Annotated in this window: 18 protein-coding genes; 10 read left to right on the top strand and 8 right to left on the bottom strand. The window is 61.8% G+C overall.

Annotated elements, in window-relative coordinates:
- The first annotated feature begins 60 nt into the window (after window positions 1-60).
- A complete protein-coding gene (locus ACI7M0_RS03855) occupies window positions 61-267 on the top strand; it encodes a hypothetical protein (protein WP_003247353.1) in 207 nt (68 codons plus the stop codon).
- Window positions 268-341: 74 nt separating this feature from the next.
- Here ACI7M0_RS03855 and ACI7M0_RS03850 read toward each other — a convergent pair whose 3' ends face one another.
- A complete protein-coding gene (locus ACI7M0_RS03850) occupies window positions 342-926 on the bottom strand; it encodes a YajG family lipoprotein (RefSeq protein ID WP_010951995.1) in 585 nt (194 codons plus the stop codon).
- Between the two features lie 145 nt (window positions 927-1071).
- Here ACI7M0_RS03850 and ACI7M0_RS03845 point away from each other — a divergent pair, with 145 nt between their 5' ends.
- The gene (locus ACI7M0_RS03845; RefSeq protein WP_014589680.1) at window positions 1072-1305 is read left to right on the top strand and encodes a hypothetical protein; all 234 of its coding nucleotides are present in this window, start codon (window positions 1072-1074) and stop codon (window positions 1303-1305) included.
- A gap of 601 nt (window positions 1306-1906) precedes the next feature.
- Complete coding sequence (mqo, locus tag ACI7M0_RS03840) at window positions 1907-3415, top strand: malate dehydrogenase (quinone) (RefSeq protein ID WP_129933279.1); 1509 nt, start codon at window positions 1907-1909, stop codon at window positions 3413-3415.
- A gap of 440 nt (window positions 3416-3855) precedes the next feature.
- Here mqo and ACI7M0_RS03835 read toward each other — a convergent pair whose 3' ends face one another.
- The 4 genes from ACI7M0_RS03835 to ACI7M0_RS03820 all read right to left on the bottom strand — a co-directional run bounded on the left by ACI7M0_RS03835 (window position 3856) and on the right by ACI7M0_RS03820 (window position 5770).
- Window positions 3856-4146: a PA4642 family protein gene (locus tag ACI7M0_RS03835; protein ID WP_003247360.1), complete on the bottom strand. Its 291-nt coding sequence runs from the start codon at window positions 4144-4146 to the stop codon at window positions 3856-3858.
- Window positions 4147-4214: 68 nt separating this feature from the next.
- On the bottom strand, window positions 4215-4685 hold the full coding sequence (locus tag ACI7M0_RS03830; protein ID WP_129932914.1) for a hypothetical protein: 471 nt from the start codon (window positions 4683-4685) through the stop codon (window positions 4215-4217).
- Window positions 4686-4736: 51 nt separating this feature from the next.
- Window positions 4737-5210 (bottom strand): WbuC family cupin fold metalloprotein, encoded by a 474-nt coding sequence (locus tag ACI7M0_RS03825; RefSeq protein ID WP_129932913.1) that lies wholly within the window; start codon window positions 5208-5210, stop codon window positions 4737-4739.
- A gap of 2 nt (window positions 5211-5212) precedes the next feature.
- Window positions 5213-5770: a hypoxanthine-guanine phosphoribosyltransferase gene (locus ACI7M0_RS03820; protein WP_010951990.1), complete on the bottom strand. Its 558-nt coding sequence runs from the start codon at window positions 5768-5770 to the stop codon at window positions 5213-5215.
- 162 nt (window positions 5771-5932) lie between these two features.
- On the opposite strand from ACI7M0_RS03820, the gene upp reads away from it, so the two are divergent.
- Both upp and ACI7M0_RS03810 read left to right on the top strand, forming a co-directional pair.
- Window positions 5933-6571 (top strand): uracil phosphoribosyltransferase, encoded by a 639-nt coding sequence (gene upp / locus ACI7M0_RS03815; protein WP_003247366.1) that lies wholly within the window; start codon window positions 5933-5935, stop codon window positions 6569-6571.
- Between the two features lie 2 nt (window positions 6572-6573).
- Window positions 6574-7839: a uracil-xanthine permease family protein gene (locus tag ACI7M0_RS03810; protein WP_003247369.1), complete on the top strand. Its 1266-nt coding sequence runs from the start codon at window positions 6574-6576 to the stop codon at window positions 7837-7839.
- Window positions 7840-7874: 35 nt separating this feature from the next.
- Here ACI7M0_RS03810 and hemH read toward each other — a convergent pair whose 3' ends face one another.
- Complete coding sequence (gene hemH / locus ACI7M0_RS03805) at window positions 7875-8891, bottom strand: ferrochelatase (protein ID WP_129932912.1); 1017 nt, start codon at window positions 8889-8891, stop codon at window positions 7875-7877.
- A gap of 13 nt (window positions 8892-8904) precedes the next feature.
- The gene (locus ACI7M0_RS03800) at window positions 8905-9810 is read right to left on the bottom strand and encodes a TIGR01777 family oxidoreductase (protein WP_129932911.1); all 906 of its coding nucleotides are present in this window, start codon (window positions 9808-9810) and stop codon (window positions 8905-8907) included.
- Between the two features lie 186 nt (window positions 9811-9996).
- Between ACI7M0_RS03800 and ACI7M0_RS03795 the strand changes: the two genes are divergently transcribed.
- The 5 genes from ACI7M0_RS03795 to ACI7M0_RS03775 all read left to right on the top strand — a co-directional run bounded on the left by ACI7M0_RS03795 (window position 9997) and on the right by ACI7M0_RS03775 (window position 15072).
- Window positions 9997-10983, top strand: a complete 987-nt coding sequence (locus ACI7M0_RS03795) for an NAD(P)/FAD-dependent oxidoreductase (protein WP_121161024.1) — start codon at window positions 9997-9999, stop codon at window positions 10981-10983.
- Window positions 10984-11086: 103 nt separating this feature from the next.
- The gene (locus ACI7M0_RS03790) at window positions 11087-12055 is read left to right on the top strand and encodes a DUF523 and DUF1722 domain-containing protein (protein WP_010951986.1); all 969 of its coding nucleotides are present in this window, start codon (window positions 11087-11089) and stop codon (window positions 12053-12055) included.
- Entirely contained in the window at window positions 12045-12944 is a 900-nt protein-coding gene (locus ACI7M0_RS03785; protein ID WP_129932910.1) for a MerR family transcriptional regulator, read from the top strand. Before ACI7M0_RS03790 ends, ACI7M0_RS03785 begins: the two co-directional genes overlap by 11 nt.
- Complete coding sequence (gene phrB, locus ACI7M0_RS03780) at window positions 12935-14377, top strand: deoxyribodipyrimidine photo-lyase (RefSeq protein ID WP_129932909.1); 1443 nt, start codon at window positions 12935-12937, stop codon at window positions 14375-14377. The genes ACI7M0_RS03785 and phrB overlap by 10 nt, the downstream gene beginning before the upstream one ends.
- The gene (locus ACI7M0_RS03775) at window positions 14374-15072 is read left to right on the top strand and encodes an SDR family oxidoreductase (RefSeq protein ID WP_129932908.1); all 699 of its coding nucleotides are present in this window, start codon (window positions 14374-14376) and stop codon (window positions 15070-15072) included. Before phrB ends, ACI7M0_RS03775 begins: the two co-directional genes overlap by 4 nt.
- Before the next feature lie 115 nt (window positions 15073-15187).
- Here ACI7M0_RS03775 and ACI7M0_RS03770 read toward each other — a convergent pair whose 3' ends face one another.
- Window positions 15188-15706, bottom strand: a complete 519-nt coding sequence (locus ACI7M0_RS03770; protein ID WP_003247385.1) for an acyloxyacyl hydrolase — start codon at window positions 15704-15706, stop codon at window positions 15188-15190.
- Window positions 15707-15728 lie beyond the last annotated feature (22 nt).

The raw sequence follows: 15728 nt of genomic DNA, 5'->3' as shown, positions 1-15728 counted from the left end.
CATCCGCTCGTCATCCATACAGGCGACCCTGTCGACCTTTTGATGACCCGGAGCTTTTTCATGTTGCACGCCGAAAACCAGGACCGCCTCTACCTCGTTGCCCAGAGCGATGAACAACAGGCGCTGATCGATGGTTTTGCCATCAACGTGCAGGACCGCCAGTGGCTGGTCTACTGTGCGCTTGGCGGACATGTGCATGAGGACTTGCCCGAAGTGGATGCCGGCACTGGGTTCAGCTTGCTGGATTTCCACATAGAAGCGGCGTAGATCTGTACCGGCCAGACAACAAAAAACCCGCTGCCTGTCACTCAGGCAGCGGGTTTTCTTGCACCACCTGAAGCTTACTGACCCAGCACCTGCCCGATGCTCGGGTCCTTGAACAGGCGGGTCAGGGCATCGCTCAGCACATCACCCACCAGCTGGGTGTTGGTGTCCTGGTTCGGCGCCATGCCGAAACGCTGGTCCAGCGAAGCGCCATAACGGCCGCTGTAACGGCGGCCGCCATTGGTCACATCAGCGCGGAAGGTGGCGCCGATGGTGGCCTCGGTCACGTAAAGGTTGTCTTTCGGCGACTGATACTTCAGCTCGGCCAGGGTCACGGTCAGCTGCGGCGCATTGCCGGCGTTCGGGGTCGGGGTGAAGCCGAGCAGGCGCACAGCCGCTTCAGCCTGAGCCTGCAGCTTGGGCACCACGTCATTACCGCTGACGCTGATGGTGCTGGTCTCGGGGTACATGCCACCGCGGGTACCCAGGGACTGCGAAGGCCGGCCATCAACTACCCGGACCACCACCGGCTGGCCATGACCGACCGGGGCCAGCTGGGCCTTGAGCGTGGGTTGCGGGTTGAGTTGTTGCGGGCTGTGGGCACAACCGACCAGGCTAAGGCTGGCCACGGCGATCAAACCGAACAACAGACGTTGCAACATGCGCGTTTCTCCAGAAAATGCGGCAAAGGCCCACAGTATACCTAGCCAGGCACAGACCAGTCATCGGCCCGGCCCGCTTGTCACAATCGTTTCATCGCCACACCCTTATCCTTGCGCCAAGCCCTAACGCAAAGGACTCGCCGCCATGACCTCGCTCTGGACTCAGCTCTTCCAACGGCCGCGCTACAACGCTTATGCCCGCCTTGACGCGGATGGCAAATGCCTGGCGTTCAAGCAATGCAGCCAGGCACCAAGCGGCATCGACTGGGTGCAGATCAGCGAAATTCAGCTGGCCTGGCTGGGCCGCGAGCTGCCCATCGAAGCCCGGGTTTGCGCCCGCGCAAACCGCCGTTGGCACCAGCGCCTCCTCGCTGCCTGACAAACGCTGCAATAAAAACCACGAATGGCGACATTTCTGCCCGCGACATCGCTATAATCTCCCCCCGATTATAAGGACGTCTCCTGATCGGGCCCCGCACTCGCCGATTGACCCCGGCAACTTCACCGCTTCGCCCACAGAGAGCCTTCCACTCAGGTCTTGCATCGGCTGTCGTGCCTGCTTTTTCCGGCCCTTCACACTGCATGAACCTGCGGGTTGCCATCGCGCAGTCCCCTTTTGAGGTTCACGTCTCCAAAAGAGCGTGAAAAAACGGTTTTCACAACTTCACAAGAGTGTGGCGAGCAAATGAACAGTCTGGCATGTGCAAAAGCGGCAGATGTGTCCCGAACAGCCCTGAACAGGCGGCAGATGCGCTCATCCCGTATGAGTGTCTGAACCGTTCCATAACGCACGCACGACACCTTGACCATAAGTCGAATTGCCGCACCTGTGGCAAACGGCGTTCAATACACGAACCCGAAGACTGATTGGCGGTGTCCGCGGAAGTTGCAAGAACTGCGAAAAGTCGGACATGGCGACCCTGGCAAACCCAGGTCCTATGCTGTCAATTAGGTAGCTGTAGATTGTGGAGACGCGTTAAATGGCGCAGAACGAATCGGTTGATGTGGTACTGGTAGGCGCGGGCATCATGAGTGCCACCCTGGCCGTACTGCTCAAGGAGCTTGACCCGACCCTGAAGCTTGAGGTCGTCGAGGCGATGGACTCCGGGGCCGCGGAAAGCTCCAACCCCTGGAACAACGCAGGCACCGGCCACGCCGGCCTGTGCGAGCTGAACTACACGCCGCAGGCCGCCGATGGCAGCATCGACATCAAGAAGGCCGTGCACATCAACACCCAGTTCGAGGTTTCGCGCCAGTTCTGGGCCTACCTGACCAAGAAGGGCAACTTCGGCTCGGCGCGTGCCTTCATCAACCCTGTCCCGCACCTGAGTTACGTCGAGGGTGACAAGGGTGTTTCCTTCCTCAAGAAGCGCTTCGAGCTGCTCAAGCAGCACCACGCCTTCGCCGAGATGGAATACACCGAAGACAAGGCCGTGATGAACGACTGGATGCCGCTGATGATGCCTGGCCGCCCGGCCGACCAGCACATCGCCGCTACCCGCGTGGCCAAAGGCACCGACGTCAACTTCGGCGCACTGACCAACAAGCTGCTCAAGCTGCTGGCCGACTCGCCGGACGCGCAGGTCAAGTACAGCAAGAAGGTGGTCGGCCTGCGCCGCAACGGCAGCGGCTGGACCGTGAGCATCAAGGACGTCAACAGCGGCGGCAGCCGTGAAGTCGACGCCCGCTTCGTCTTCCTCGGCGCTGGCGGCGCGGCCCTGCCGCTGCTGCAGTTGTCCGGCATCCCGGAAAGCAAAGGCTTCGGCGGCTTCCCTGTCAGCGGCCAGTGGCTGCGTTGCGACAACCCGGAAATCGTCAAGCAGCACCAGGCCAAGGTCTACAGCCAGGCCGCTGTCGGCGCCCCGCCGATGTCGGTGCCGCACCTGGACACACGCGTCGTGGACGGCAAGACTTCGCTGCTGTTCGGCCCGTATGCCGGTTTCACTACCAAGTTCCTCAAGCACGGCTCGCTGATGGACCTGCCGCTGTCGGTGCGCATGGGCAACATCGGCCCGATGCTGGCCGTGGCCCGCGACAACATGGACCTGACCAAGTACCTGGTCAGCGAAGTGATGCAGTCGATGGAGCAGCGTCTGGAAGCCCTGCGTCGTTTCTATCCGCAGGCCAAGGCCGAAGACTGGCGCCTGGAAGTGGCGGGTCAGCGCGTGCAGATCATCAAGAAAGACCCGAAAAAAGGCGGCGTGCTGCAGTTCGGTACCGAGCTGGTCTCGGCCCAGGACGGCAGCCTGGCAGCACTGCTCGGCGCATCGCCAGGTGCCTCGGTAACCGTATCGATCATGCTGGAACTGATCGAGCGCTGCTTCCCCGAGCAGGCCAAGGGCGCCTGGGCTGCCAAGCTCAAGGAAATCTTCCCGGCTCGCGAGAAGACCCTGGCAACCGATGCTGCGCTGTACCACAAGATCAGTGCCGATAACGACGCGGCGCTGGATCTGGCAGAGAGCAGCCCGGCGGCCAAGCATTACGCTTAAGCCGGTCTGAAACGCAAAAACGCCCCTCGGGGCGTTTTTTGTGCCTGGCGCTTGATCAGCCTGTACCGGCCTCTTCGCGGGCATGCCCGCTCCCACAGGTTCGGTAATGCCCGCAGGTGCGGCGCGACTCCTGTGGGAGCGGGCGCGCCCGCGAAGAGGCCGGCACTGGCTACAGATCAGCCGCGGGCTTTACGATGATCTCGATGTACTCAGGGGCATTGCGCTGGTCGGCAATCTGCTCGACGAAGGTCTATTACGCCTAAGCCGGCCTGAAACGCAAAAACGCCCCTCGGGGCGTTTTTTTGTGCCTGGCGCTTGATCAGCCTGTACCGGCCTCTTCGCGGGCATGCCCGCTCCCACAGGTTCGGTAATGCCCGCAGGTGCGACGCGACTCCTGTGGGAGCGGGCGCGCCCGCGAAGAGGCCGGCACTGGCTACAGATCAGCCGCGGGCTTTATCGATGATCTCGATGTACTCAGGGGCATTGCGCTGGTCGGCAATCTGCTCGACGAAGGTCTTGCCGTGCTCGTCCTTGCCGTCCAGGTCCAGGCCAGCTTCGACGAAGAAGCCTACAAAGCGCTCGAAGTCGTCCACGCGCAGGCCACGGTAGGCCTTGACCAGCTTGTGCAGCGACGGCGAAGTCACACCATCGGCCGGCTCGAACTGAAGGAACGACTTGATGTAGTCGTCGCTGATTTCGTCACCGATTACCTGTTTCTTGTCTTTACGCATTGCCGACTCCAACTGGACCATCACGGAATTTCGAAGGCCGGCAGTTTACCCCCCGCAGGCTTCGCGCCTCAACGCGTACGTACCGTCCCGGTGTGCAAGTCGGCCCAGATGTGGCCGTTGCCATAAGTCAGAAACTGCACGTACAGGGTTTCGTTACGCAGCAGGTCCATGACCACCCGGTAGTTGCTGACCGGGTAATTCAGGCTCAAGGTGCGGGATTTAGCGTCATACACAGGCTTTTTCAGGCTTTTGGCCGCTTCACCATCGAACGTCAGCAGCACCTGGGCAATGGTCGCACCCTTGCTCAGCGGCTTGCCCTTCAGGCGCACCTGCAACGACGATGTGATCGGGATCGGCTGCTGATCGGACTGGCGCTGGGCCCCTACGACCACCGAATAGTCAGTCACTTGCAGCAATTGCTGGCTGGTCGGTGCTTCCTGGCGCAGGGACTGGTCATCAGGAGGCAGGAACTGACTGTGCAGCGGTGCGGCAGCGAGCGGCAGGCTGACCGCCAGCAGGAGGGGAAGAATCGCACGCATGTGAGGCTCCTTGTATGAAGGAGCACTCTAGCACGCCGGGTACAGGCGATATCAATCGAACTGCGCGCGCATCCAGGATTGGTAATCGGCCACGCCAGCCTCACCCTCGCGCGGCGCCCAGTGTGCGTGCTCGCCCTCGCCCACTGGTCGGTATGGCCCAGCCTTGCACTCGAACAGGATGCTGTCGGGTTCCAGCACCACCAAGCCATGGTAGGTACCAGGCGCCAGATCCACACCCAGACAGTCGCCACCGGCCTGCAGCACCCGCTTGTCAGTCACCGCGCCTTGTTCATCGAAGATCAACAGGCCAAAACGCCCCTTGAGCGCTATCAAGGTTTCAGCCTTGTCGGCGCTCAAATGGCGATGCGGCGGAATGTAGGTGCCCGGTTGCAGCCCGACGGCCATGCGGTGGCAGGGCTCTTCCATAGCGTGAAAGTTATGGTGCTGCCGCCCGCGCGGGTTGGCAGCGGCCTTTTCGGCCAGCCCGGCGAACAGCGATTGGTCGATGAACGCAGGCTGGCGCACGGTTACAGCCCCTTTACGGCGAAGATGCCGTTAGCGTTGCGCCAGTAACCTTTGTAGTCCATGCCGTAACCGAAGATATAGCGATCGACACAAGGCAGGCCCACATAGTTCGCCTTGAGGTCAGGGCTTGCCTTGCGGTCGTGGTCCTTGTCGATCAGCACAGCGGTGTACACCGAGCGGGCGCCGGCATGCTTGCAAAACTCGATGATGGCGCTGAGGGTGTGGCCTTCGTCGAGGATATCGTCAACGATCAACACGTCACGGTCGATGAACGACACTTCCGGCTTGGCCTTCCAGAAAAGCTCGCCGCCGCTGGTCTGGTTGCGGTAGCGGGTAGCGTGCAGGTACGAGGCTTCCAGCGGGAACTGCAGGTGGGTCAGCAGTTTGCCGGAAAAGATCAGGCCACCGTTCATCACGCAGAACACAACCGGGTTCTTGTCGTGCAGGTCCTTGCAGATCTGCTCGCCGACTTTGGCGATGGCCGCTTCGACTTCGGCTTCGGTGTACAGGCAGTCAGCTTCATGCATGACTTGACGGATATGCTCGAGATCGGCGGACATGGCGCGCTCCGGGGGGCATTTTGGAAAAGCGGGCAAAGGTACGCATCCGCTCGTCACAGATCAAGCATTTATGGACTAACGTCCAGAATGACCAGACGACAGCACAGGCTGAATAGATTAATCTAGCGCGGTTTTTTTGCCCGCCTTTCGGAGCCCTCCCCTATGCCCACTCGTGAGATCCGCCATCCGCTGATCCGCCACAAGCTTGGCCTGATGCGCCGTGCCGATATCAGCACCAAGAATTTTCGCGAACTCGCCCAGGAAGTCGGCGCGCTCCTGACGTATGAAGCCACCCAGGACCTGCCCCTCGAAACCTACGAGATCGACGGCTGGTGTGGCAAGGTCTCGGTTGAAAAAATCGCCGGCAAGAAGATCACCGTAGTACCGATCCTGCGCGCCGGCATCGGCATGCTCGACGGCGTGCTCAGCCTGATCCCGGGTGCCAAGGTCAGCGCCGTCGGCGTTGCCCGAAACGAAGAAACCCTCGAAGCCCACACCTACCTGGAAAAGCTCGCGCCGGACATCAACCAGCGCCTGGCCCTGATCATCGACCCGATGCTGGCCACCGGCGGCTCGATGGTTGCCACCATCGACCTGCTGAAAAAGGCCGGCTGCAAAGAGATTCGCGCCATGGTGCTGGTCGCCGCGCCAGAAGGCATCGAGGTGGTGGAAAAAGCCCACCCGGACGTGAAGATCTACACCGCCTCGATCGACCAGCGCCTGAACGAGCACGGCTACATCGTGCCAGGCCTGGGTGATGCCGGTGACAAGATCTTCGGCACCAAGCAAAAGGACGCCTGACCATGCAGGACGGCTTCAACGACCCGCTCTGGCGCCAGGTCGTTTCGGGCGCGCAGATGCTCTTCGTGGCATTCGGCGCGCTGGTGCTGATGCCCCTGATCACCGGCCTTGACCCGAACGTCGCGCTGTTCACCGCCGGCATCGGCACCCTGCTATTCCAGCTGGTCACCGGTCGTCAGGTACCGGTGTTCCTGGCCTCGAGCTTTGCCTTCATCACACCGATCATCCTCGCCAAAGGCCAGTTCGGCCTTGCCGAGACCATGGGTGGCGTAATGGCTGCCGGCTTCGTGTACACCTTCATGGGGCTGATGGTAAAAATCAAAGGCACCGGTTTCATCGACCGCATGCTACCGCCGGTGGTGATCGGCCCGGTGATCATCTCCATCGGCCTGGCCATGGCACCGATCGCCGCCAACATGGCGATGGGCAAAGGTGGGGACGGTACAGCGCTGATGCCGTACAAGACGGCCATGCTGATCTCGATGCCAGCGCTGCTGACAACCTTGATCGTTGCCGTATTCGGCAAGGGCATTTTCCGCCTGGTACCCATCATCTCCGGCGTGCTGGTGGGCTTTGCCCTGTCGTTCGCCTTTGGCGTGGTCGACACCGCCAGGATCGCTGCCGCACCATGGCTGGAAATCCCCAATTTCACCGCCCCTGCGTTCAACTGGCAGGCCATTCTGTTCATCGTCCCGGTTGCGCTGGCGCCGGCGATCGAGCATATCGGCGGGGTGATCGCGGTGGGCAGCGTGACCGGCCGTGACTACCTGAAAAAGCCTGGCCTGCACCGGACGTTGCTGGGCGACGGCCTGGCGACTACTGCAGCCGGCCTGTTCGGCGGCCCGCCCAACACCACCTACGCCGAAGTGACCGGCGCGGTGATGCTGACCAAGAACTACAACCCGAAGATCATGACCTGGGCGGCGGTCTTCGCCATTACCCTGGCATTCATCGGCAAGTTCGGCGCGCTGCTGCAGAGCATCCCGGTGCCGGTGATGGGCGGCATTCTGTGCCTGCTGTTCGGCTCGATCGCAGCGGTGGGCATGAACACCATGATCCGCCACAAGATTGACCTGGGCGAGGCACGCAACCTGGTGATCGTCTCGGTGACACTGGTGTTCGGTATCGGCGGCGTGCTGATCGGCAGCGGTGACGGCCCGGATGACTGGGGCCTGAAGGGCATCGCCCTGTGCGCCATTGTGGCTATTGCCCTGAACCTGATTCTGCCGGGTAATGACAGCTGGAAGCACAAGAAGCTGGATGTATGACCGGTCGGAAGGGGCCGCAAAGCGGCCCCTTCGATTCAGGCCTTTTCACACATATCAGCCAACACCCTCACCCATTCCGGGTGATCATTCAGGCACGGCACCAGCACCAGCTCCTGGCCGCCCGCCTCGACAAACTGCTCGCTGCCACGCATGCCTATCTCTTCCAGGGTCTCGATGCAATCCGCCACAAACGCCGGGCACATCACCAGCAGCTTCTTCACACCGGCCTTGGCCAGCTCATCCAGCCGCGTCTCGGTATAGGGTTCGATCCACTTGTCCCGGCCCAGCCGCGACTGGAACGATACCGACCATTTGCCATCCGGTATGCCCATGCTCTGCGCAAAGGCTTTGGCCGTAGCCAGGCATTGCCCACGATAGCAAACCGAACGTACTTCGGCGGTTGCACCGTGGCAGCAATCGGCAGCGCGCAGGTCGTGCTTGACCCCCTTCGGAAACAGTTTCTTCAGGTGCCGTTCCGGCAACCCATGGAAGCTCAGCAGCAGGTGGTCGTAACCCTGCTCCAGGTACGGCCGAGCGCTGGCTGCCAGCGCCTCGATGTACGCCGGGTGCTCATAGAACGGCTGCAGCACGCGCATCTGCAACGGTAACTGGTGCTCGCTGACCGTCTGTTTTGCCTGCTCGATCACAGTGGTCACCGTGCTGTCGGCGAACTGTGGATAAAGCGGTGCCAAAGTCACCTTGCGCACACCTTGGGCGGCCAGCCGCGCCAGCACATCAGGCAAGGCCGGCTGACCGTAGCGCATGGCGATTTCCACCGGGCCATGGGGCCAGTGCTCGGCCATCGCTGCCTGCAGGCGACGGGTCAGCACAACCAGAGGCGAGCCCTCCTCCCACCAGATCGAAGCGTAGGCATGTGCCGACTGCTCCGGGCGCTTGATCAGGACCAGCGACACCAGCAAACGCCGCACCGGCCACGGCAGGTCGATCACGTACGGGTCCATGAGGAACTGGTTGAGGTAGCGGCGCACATCGGCCACCGAGGTGGAGGCCGGGGAACCCAGGTTGACCAGCAGCAGGGCGTGATCGGTCATGCAGCGTCCTATGTCAGAGGCGACTGGACAGGTTGTCCAGCGCCGATTGCAGATCGTTGAAGCGGAACGTGAAGCCGGCTTCCAGCAAGCGTACCGGGCGCGCCCGCTGGCCTCCCAGCAGCAAGGTCGACATCTCGCCAAGCCCGGCCTTGAGCAGCAATGCCGGCACTGGCAACAGCGCCGGCCGATGCAGGGCGCGGCCCAGTCGCCTGGCAAACTCACGGTTGCGCACAGGCTCCGGCGCGCAGGCATTATAAGGACCGCTGGCATCCTTGTGCTGCAAGAGAAAATCAATCAGGGCGACCTGGTCGTCTATATGAACCCAAGGCATCCATTGCCGCCCATTGCCCAAAGGCCCGCCCAGCCCCAGTTTGAAGGGCATGCGCAGGCGCGACAAAAAGCCGCCATCGCTGGCCAGCACCAGGCCGGTACGGACCAGTACCACGCGTATCCCCTGCGCTTGCGAACGCTGCGCGGTCTCTTCCCAGGCAATACACAACTGGCTGGCGAAATCTTCACGCACCGGGGGAGAGGCCTCGGTCAGTTCGCGTTCGCCACCGTCCCCGTACCAACCTACCGCAGAGCCGGAGATCAACACCTCCGGGCGCTGCTCACGGGTGCCCAACCAAGCCAGCAATTGCTCGGTAAGGGTGACACGGCTGGCCCACAGCACGTTGCGCCGGGCGGCCGTCCAGGGCCTGTCGGCAATCGGCGCACCGGCAAGGTTGACCACCGCATCAAGATGATCGTCGGCCTCCAGCTGCTCCAGGCGCGCGATACCACGCCCCCCGCTACCACAGATTTTCGCCACCTGTTCAGGACGCCTGCTCCAAACCGTAAGCCGATGCCCTTGGCCCAGCCAGTACTGGCACAGATGCTTGCCAATCAAACCGGTGCCACCTGTCAGCAATATATGCATGGCTGTGTCCTCGCAGAATGCGTCGGTGGTCTATTTTTAACAACAAGGCACTTTTTTGACCCGACGCTCTCGGATAAACATAGGCCAACCTGCCGCCAACACGGAATAACCTTATACATAATTTTGGCATTGTACAGGTTTGCCTGACAGCGTAGTCTGCTCACAGCAAGGTTTGAAGAGGCCATCATGACAGTACCTATCGCCATCATCGGGGCCGGCATCGCCGGTTTGTCAGCCGCCCAGGCCTTGCAGAAGGCCGGGCAATCCGTGCACTTGTTCGACAAAGGCCACGGCAGTGGCGGGCGCATGGCCAGCAAGCGCAGCGAAGCCGGCGCGCTCGACCTGGGCGCACAGTACTTCACTGCCCGTGACCGACGCTTCGTCGATCAGGTGCAGCAATGGGTGGCCGCCGGCTGGGCCGAGCAGTGGAAGCCTCAACTGTACAACTACCGTGATGGCGAACTTACCCCCTCCCCCGACGAGCAGACGCGCTGGGTGGGCGTGCCACGCATGAGCGCCATTACCCGCGGCTTGCTCAAGGACGTCACCGTCAATTTCGGCTGCCGCATAGCGGAAGTGTTTCGCGGCAAGCAGTACTGGCACCTGCAAGATACCGAAGGTTGCAGCCACGGCCCCTACAGCCGCGTGGTCATTGCCGTCCCGGCACCGCAGGCCACGCCACTTCTGGCCGCCACACCGAAGCTGGCCGCCGTGGCCGCTGGCGTGCAAATGGAACCTACCTGGGCCGTCGCCCTTGCCTTCGAGACACCGCTGGATACACCAATGCAAGGCTGCTTCGTGCAGGACAACCCGCTGGACTGGCTGGCCCGCAATCGCAGCAAGCCTGGCCGCGACGAGCACCTGGACACCTGGGTACTGCACGCAACGTCAGACTGGAGCCGGCAACACATCGACCTGCCAAAGGAAGAAGTGATCGAGCAGCTGTGGGGCGAATTCGCCGAACTGGTCGGCTGCGTGGTCCCCCCGCCCACCTTCGCCCTGGCCCACCGCTGGCTCTATGCCCGCCCCAGTAGCAACCATGAGTGGGGCGCACTGGCCGATGCTGACCAGGGTTTGTACGCCTGTGGGGACTGGTGCCTGTCCGGCCGCGTCGAGGGCGCATGGCTCAGTGGCCAGGAAGCAGCGCGGCGCTTGCTCGAACACCTTGAGTGATGCCGAACTATACAAAAATACTAGTTTGCATAACTTCAGCGCTGTGCTGAAATAAACCTGTACAAGTTTCGAGTCACGTACAGGTTTATTTTCGGAGGCAGCCATGCACGACCCTTCCGCCCACAGCAAGCCGCGTATCGCCATCAGCGCCTGCCTGACCGGGCACAGCGTGCGCTACAACGGCGGCCACAAGGCCTCCGACCTGTGCCGTAAACAGCTGGAACAGCACTTCGACTGGCTACCCGTGTGTCCGGAAGTGGCAATCGGCCTGGGTGTCCCGCGCGACCCGATTCGCCTGGTCGGCAACCCCGAGCAACCCGAAGTGGTCGGCACCCGCGATCCTGGCAAGGACCTTACCGACCCGCTGCGCACCTATGGCGAGCAGATGGCCAACGAGCTTGACGACATCTGCGGCTACATCTTCATGCAGAAGTCACCTTCATGCGGCCTGGAACGGGTAAAGGTTTATCAGGACAACGGCCACCCGGCCGTGCATGGCGGCCGTGGCGTCTATGCCCAGGCTTTCTGCGCATTGCGCCCGGACCTGCCAGTAGAAGAAGAAGGTCGCCTGCATGACCCTGTGCTGCGCGAGAACTTCATAAGCCGCGTTTACGCCTACGCCGACTGGCAGCGCCTGCTGGCCGAGGGCCTGAACCGTGGCGCGCTGGTGCGCTTTCATTCGCGCTACAAGTATTTGCTGATGGCCAACAACCCCCAGGCCTATCGCACCCTCGGCCGCCTGCTTGGCAGCATGAGCAAGGCTGATGAACCACAGAGCATCGGCCCGCGCTATTTCAGCCAGCTGATGCAGGCCCTGCGCCGCTGCGCCAGCCGCGGCACCCACAGTAACGTGCTGCAGCATCTGAGCGGCTACTTCAAGGATGCCCTTACACAGCAGGACAAGGCCGAGTTGCAAGCAGTCATCGGCCAATACCAACAAGGCGTGGTACCTCTGGTAGTGCCACTGACCCTGCTCAAACACCATTTGCGCAAGCACCCAGACCCCTACCTGCAGCAACAAGCCTACCTGCAGCCTCACCCCGAGAGCCTGGGCTTGCGCAATGCGGTCTGAGGACTTGCTGCCCATCGGCGAACTTGCCCGTCGCACTGGCGTCAACCCGGTCACCCTGCGCGCCTGGGAGCGCCGGTATGGGTTGCTCAAGCCGCAGCGCACCGCCAAGGGGCATCGCCTGTACCCACTTGAGCAGGTCGAACGCGTCGAGGCCGTCCTGGCCTGGCTGCAGCGTGGCGCGTCGGTCGGCCAAGTCCGCGAGTTGCTCGACAAACCCGCCAGCACCCCACCGAAGGGTGACTGGCAAGCCCGGCAATTCCAGCTGATCGAAGCCATCGCCGGCCTTTCACAGCGCGCCCTCGATCAGCAACTCAACCAGGCAATGGCGCTGTACCCGGCAGTCACCCTGTGCGAACAACTGCTACTGCCGCTCCTCGACATGCTCGACCAGCGCTGGCGCAATTACTTCAACGCTCGGCTGGAGCAGGTGTTTTTTCACAGCTGGCTGCGCAGCAAGCTCGGTGCCCGCGTGTACCACGACAACCAGCTGCTGCAAGGGCCTGCCGTGTTGCTGGCCGAAGACTGCGAACGCACCTTCAGCCCAGACTTATGGTTGTGCGCCTGGCTACTCACCAGCAATGGTTTCCCGGTCGAGGTGCTCGAACAGCCCGTCGCAGGCCCGCAGTTGCTAAGCGCCGTCAACGCGCTCAAACCACGCGCCTTACTCCTGCACCTGGGGCCACGCATCGACGACAAGGCGTTGCTGCGCACCCTGCAAGGCTTGCCGATCCCCAAGCTGCTGGGCGGTGCCACGCTGGCGCTGCATGAAGCCCGCTTGCAGGCTTTTGAGCTGCCCGACCTTTTCCTGTTCGACACCCCGCAGGCGGCATTGCGCGTGCTTCAAGCCCATGATCGACAGCCTGTAGAGATAAATCCCCCATGCACCTGACCTGGCTGCGCAGCGACCTGCGTATCGATGACAACACTGCACTCAGCGCCTCTACCGAACGCGGCCCGACCATCGCCCTGTGGCTGGTCAGCCCCGGACAATGGCAAGCCCATGACGATGCCGACTGCAAAGTCGACTTCTGGCTGCGTAACCTGCATGACCTGCGCCAATCACTGGAAAAGCTGAACATCCCCCTGCTGATCCGCACAATCGATACCTGGGACCAGGCGCCACAGGCGGTGCTCGATATCTGCCGCCAACATCAGGTGCAAAGCGTGCACTGGAACGAGGAGTACGGCATCAATGAGCAGCGCCGGGATGATGCCACCCGGGCACTGCTGGAAAAGTCGGCCATCCAGGCGCACAGCTACCTCGACCAACTATTCTTCCGTCCGGGCACCGTACTGACTCGCAGTGGCGATTACTTCCAGGTGTTCAGCCAGTTCAAGAAAACCTGCCTGGAGCATCTGCACCGCAGCCTGCCGGCCCTGGCACGGCGGGTGAAGCGCCAGGCCCCGCTGAACATCGGCAGCGACCCGATCCCGCAACATGTCGAGGGCTTCGGAAAAACCACGCACGCACTGCGCGACCACTGGCCAGCCGGTGAAGCTGAGGCACAGTCCCGCCTGTCACGCTTCCTGGACGAAACCATCGACGACTACCACCACCTGCGCGACTTGCCTGCCAAGCCCGGTACCAGCCAGCTTTCCCCCTACCTGGCCGCCGGCGTGATTTCGCCCCGCCAATGCTTGCACGGTGCACTGGCCGGCAACCGGGGCGAGTTCGACAGTGGCAGCACAGGCGTGCAGACCTGGATCAATGAGCTACTCTGGCGTGAGTTCTACAAGCACATCCTGAGCGGTTATCCACAGGTCTCGCGCCACCGCGCCTTCCGCGCCCAGACCGAAGCCCTGCCCTGGCGTGACGCCCCCGCAGACCTGGAGGCCTGGGAGCAGGGCCGCACCGGCTTCCCGATCATTGATGCCGCCATGCGCCAGCTGCTGCACACCGGGTGGATGCACAACCGCTTGCGCATGGTCGTGGCCATGTTCCTCAGCAAGAACCTGCTGATTGACTGGCGCAAGGGCGAGCGGCACTTCATGCGCCACCTGATAGACGGCGACCTGGCCGCCAACAACGGGGGTTGGCAGTGGAGTGCGTCCACCGGCACCGACGCGGTGCCCTATTTCCGTATCTTCAACCCGGTTTCACAGTCGCAGCGCTTCGATCCACAGGGTCAGTTCATTCGCCACTGGGTACCGGAACTACAGGAGCTCGATGAAAAAGCCATCCATCAACCCATTAAATCGACGGACCTTTTCGGTAATACTTCGTACCTAAGTCCAATCGTAGATCTCAGCAGCAGTCGCCAGCGGGCCCTGGAAGCATTCAAAGGGCTGCCACGCCGGCAGAATCAGGGGATAACGTCTTGATTAACTCGCGTAGTTTTTGGGTTACAGGCGCAAGCAACGGACTTGGCTTGGCTTTGGTGGAGCGGATGCTCGATGAAGGACATCGCGTTGCCGCGAGTGGCAAGGATAGCGATGCACTGGATGATTTGGGGGCACGCTACGGCAGCCAATTGTTGCGTTTGCCGTGGCAGTTACAGGAAGAACAACACGTCACCGATGCGTGCCAACAGATTTGCCATGCCTGGTGTTCGCTGGACGGGCTGATCCTCAACACCGGCACCACCGATTACCTGCCAGACAATGTCAGTGAAAGTGAGCTGATCGAAGCGATCGTCACCACCAACCAGCTGGCCGCAGAGCATTGCCTGAGCAAAGCGCTGCCGTTGCTGGCAAAGGGGCAGTCGCCCCAGGTGATGGGGCTTTTCAACCGCTATTCGGCGTTGCAGCTGTTTGCACCGACACAGGTGACTGCGGGCTGGAACAACTTGCCGCAATGGCTGCGTGAGCAGCGCAAGGCCCTTGAGGACCAAGGGGTAGCACTGACCATCGTAGGGCCACAATCGTTGAAGGTTACGGTAACGTCGGCACAGGCGATACCGGAGGCGTGGACGCCCGGCAGTGCCGCAGAGGAGTTGCTGCGCCGGTGGCCTCAGAGAGAACCGGAACTGGTCCTGGAGACGCTGGACCTCAGTAGCCTGTGGCCGCTGGCGCGTTGACCGCTGAAATCAGCATTACCTTCTTCGCGGGCAAGCCCGCTCCTGCAGATTACCCAGACCTTTAATGCTGTGGTATTCCGGCAGGAGCGGGCATTGCCCGCGAATGCAGGCGAACTCAGAGCGCCATTCTGTAATGCAGGCTGTAGCTTTCTACACCATCATTGGGCTCTTTGATGCCCGCGTTGGAATAGTGAATCGCCCGCACCCCAATCTCATGCCCGCCGGCAAAGCGCAAACCAAAGCCAATGCGGTCCTCGAACTGGAACGCAGAACCCAGCTCGTTGCTTTCCAGCTCGGTGCTGGAGAACGCCGCCACCCCGATGCCGGCTTCGATGTAGGGCTTTACCGACTCCCCGGCAAATTCATAGACGAACACGGGCGCGAAGGACAGGCTGTGATTGCTCGCGGTCTCGTCGCCATCCCAGTAGGTGTAGGCCCCATCCCAATAGCCGGTCAGCCGACCAACGCTGGTCTGCCACCAACTCGCGTCCCAATTCGATTGCAGCCCTAGCCGGTAGACCATTGTCGAATCGCCAGTCTGCCCTACCGAAAACGAAACATCGGCAGCCTGTGCCGACATCGCTTGCCCCAAAACAAAGGCAGCAGCCGCTGCCAAGCCGAGCAGTTTCCTCATAAGAAACATCCTTCTTTCTGAT

Origin of the sequence: Pseudomonas sp. 10(2024), assembly GCF_045164175.1 — a bacterium.
GTDB classification, from domain to species: Bacteria; Pseudomonadota; Gammaproteobacteria; order Pseudomonadales; family Pseudomonadaceae; genus Aquipseudomonas; species Aquipseudomonas alloputida.
Note: the sequence above shows the minus strand (reverse complement) of the source record. Positions and strands in the feature narration are given on the sequence as shown.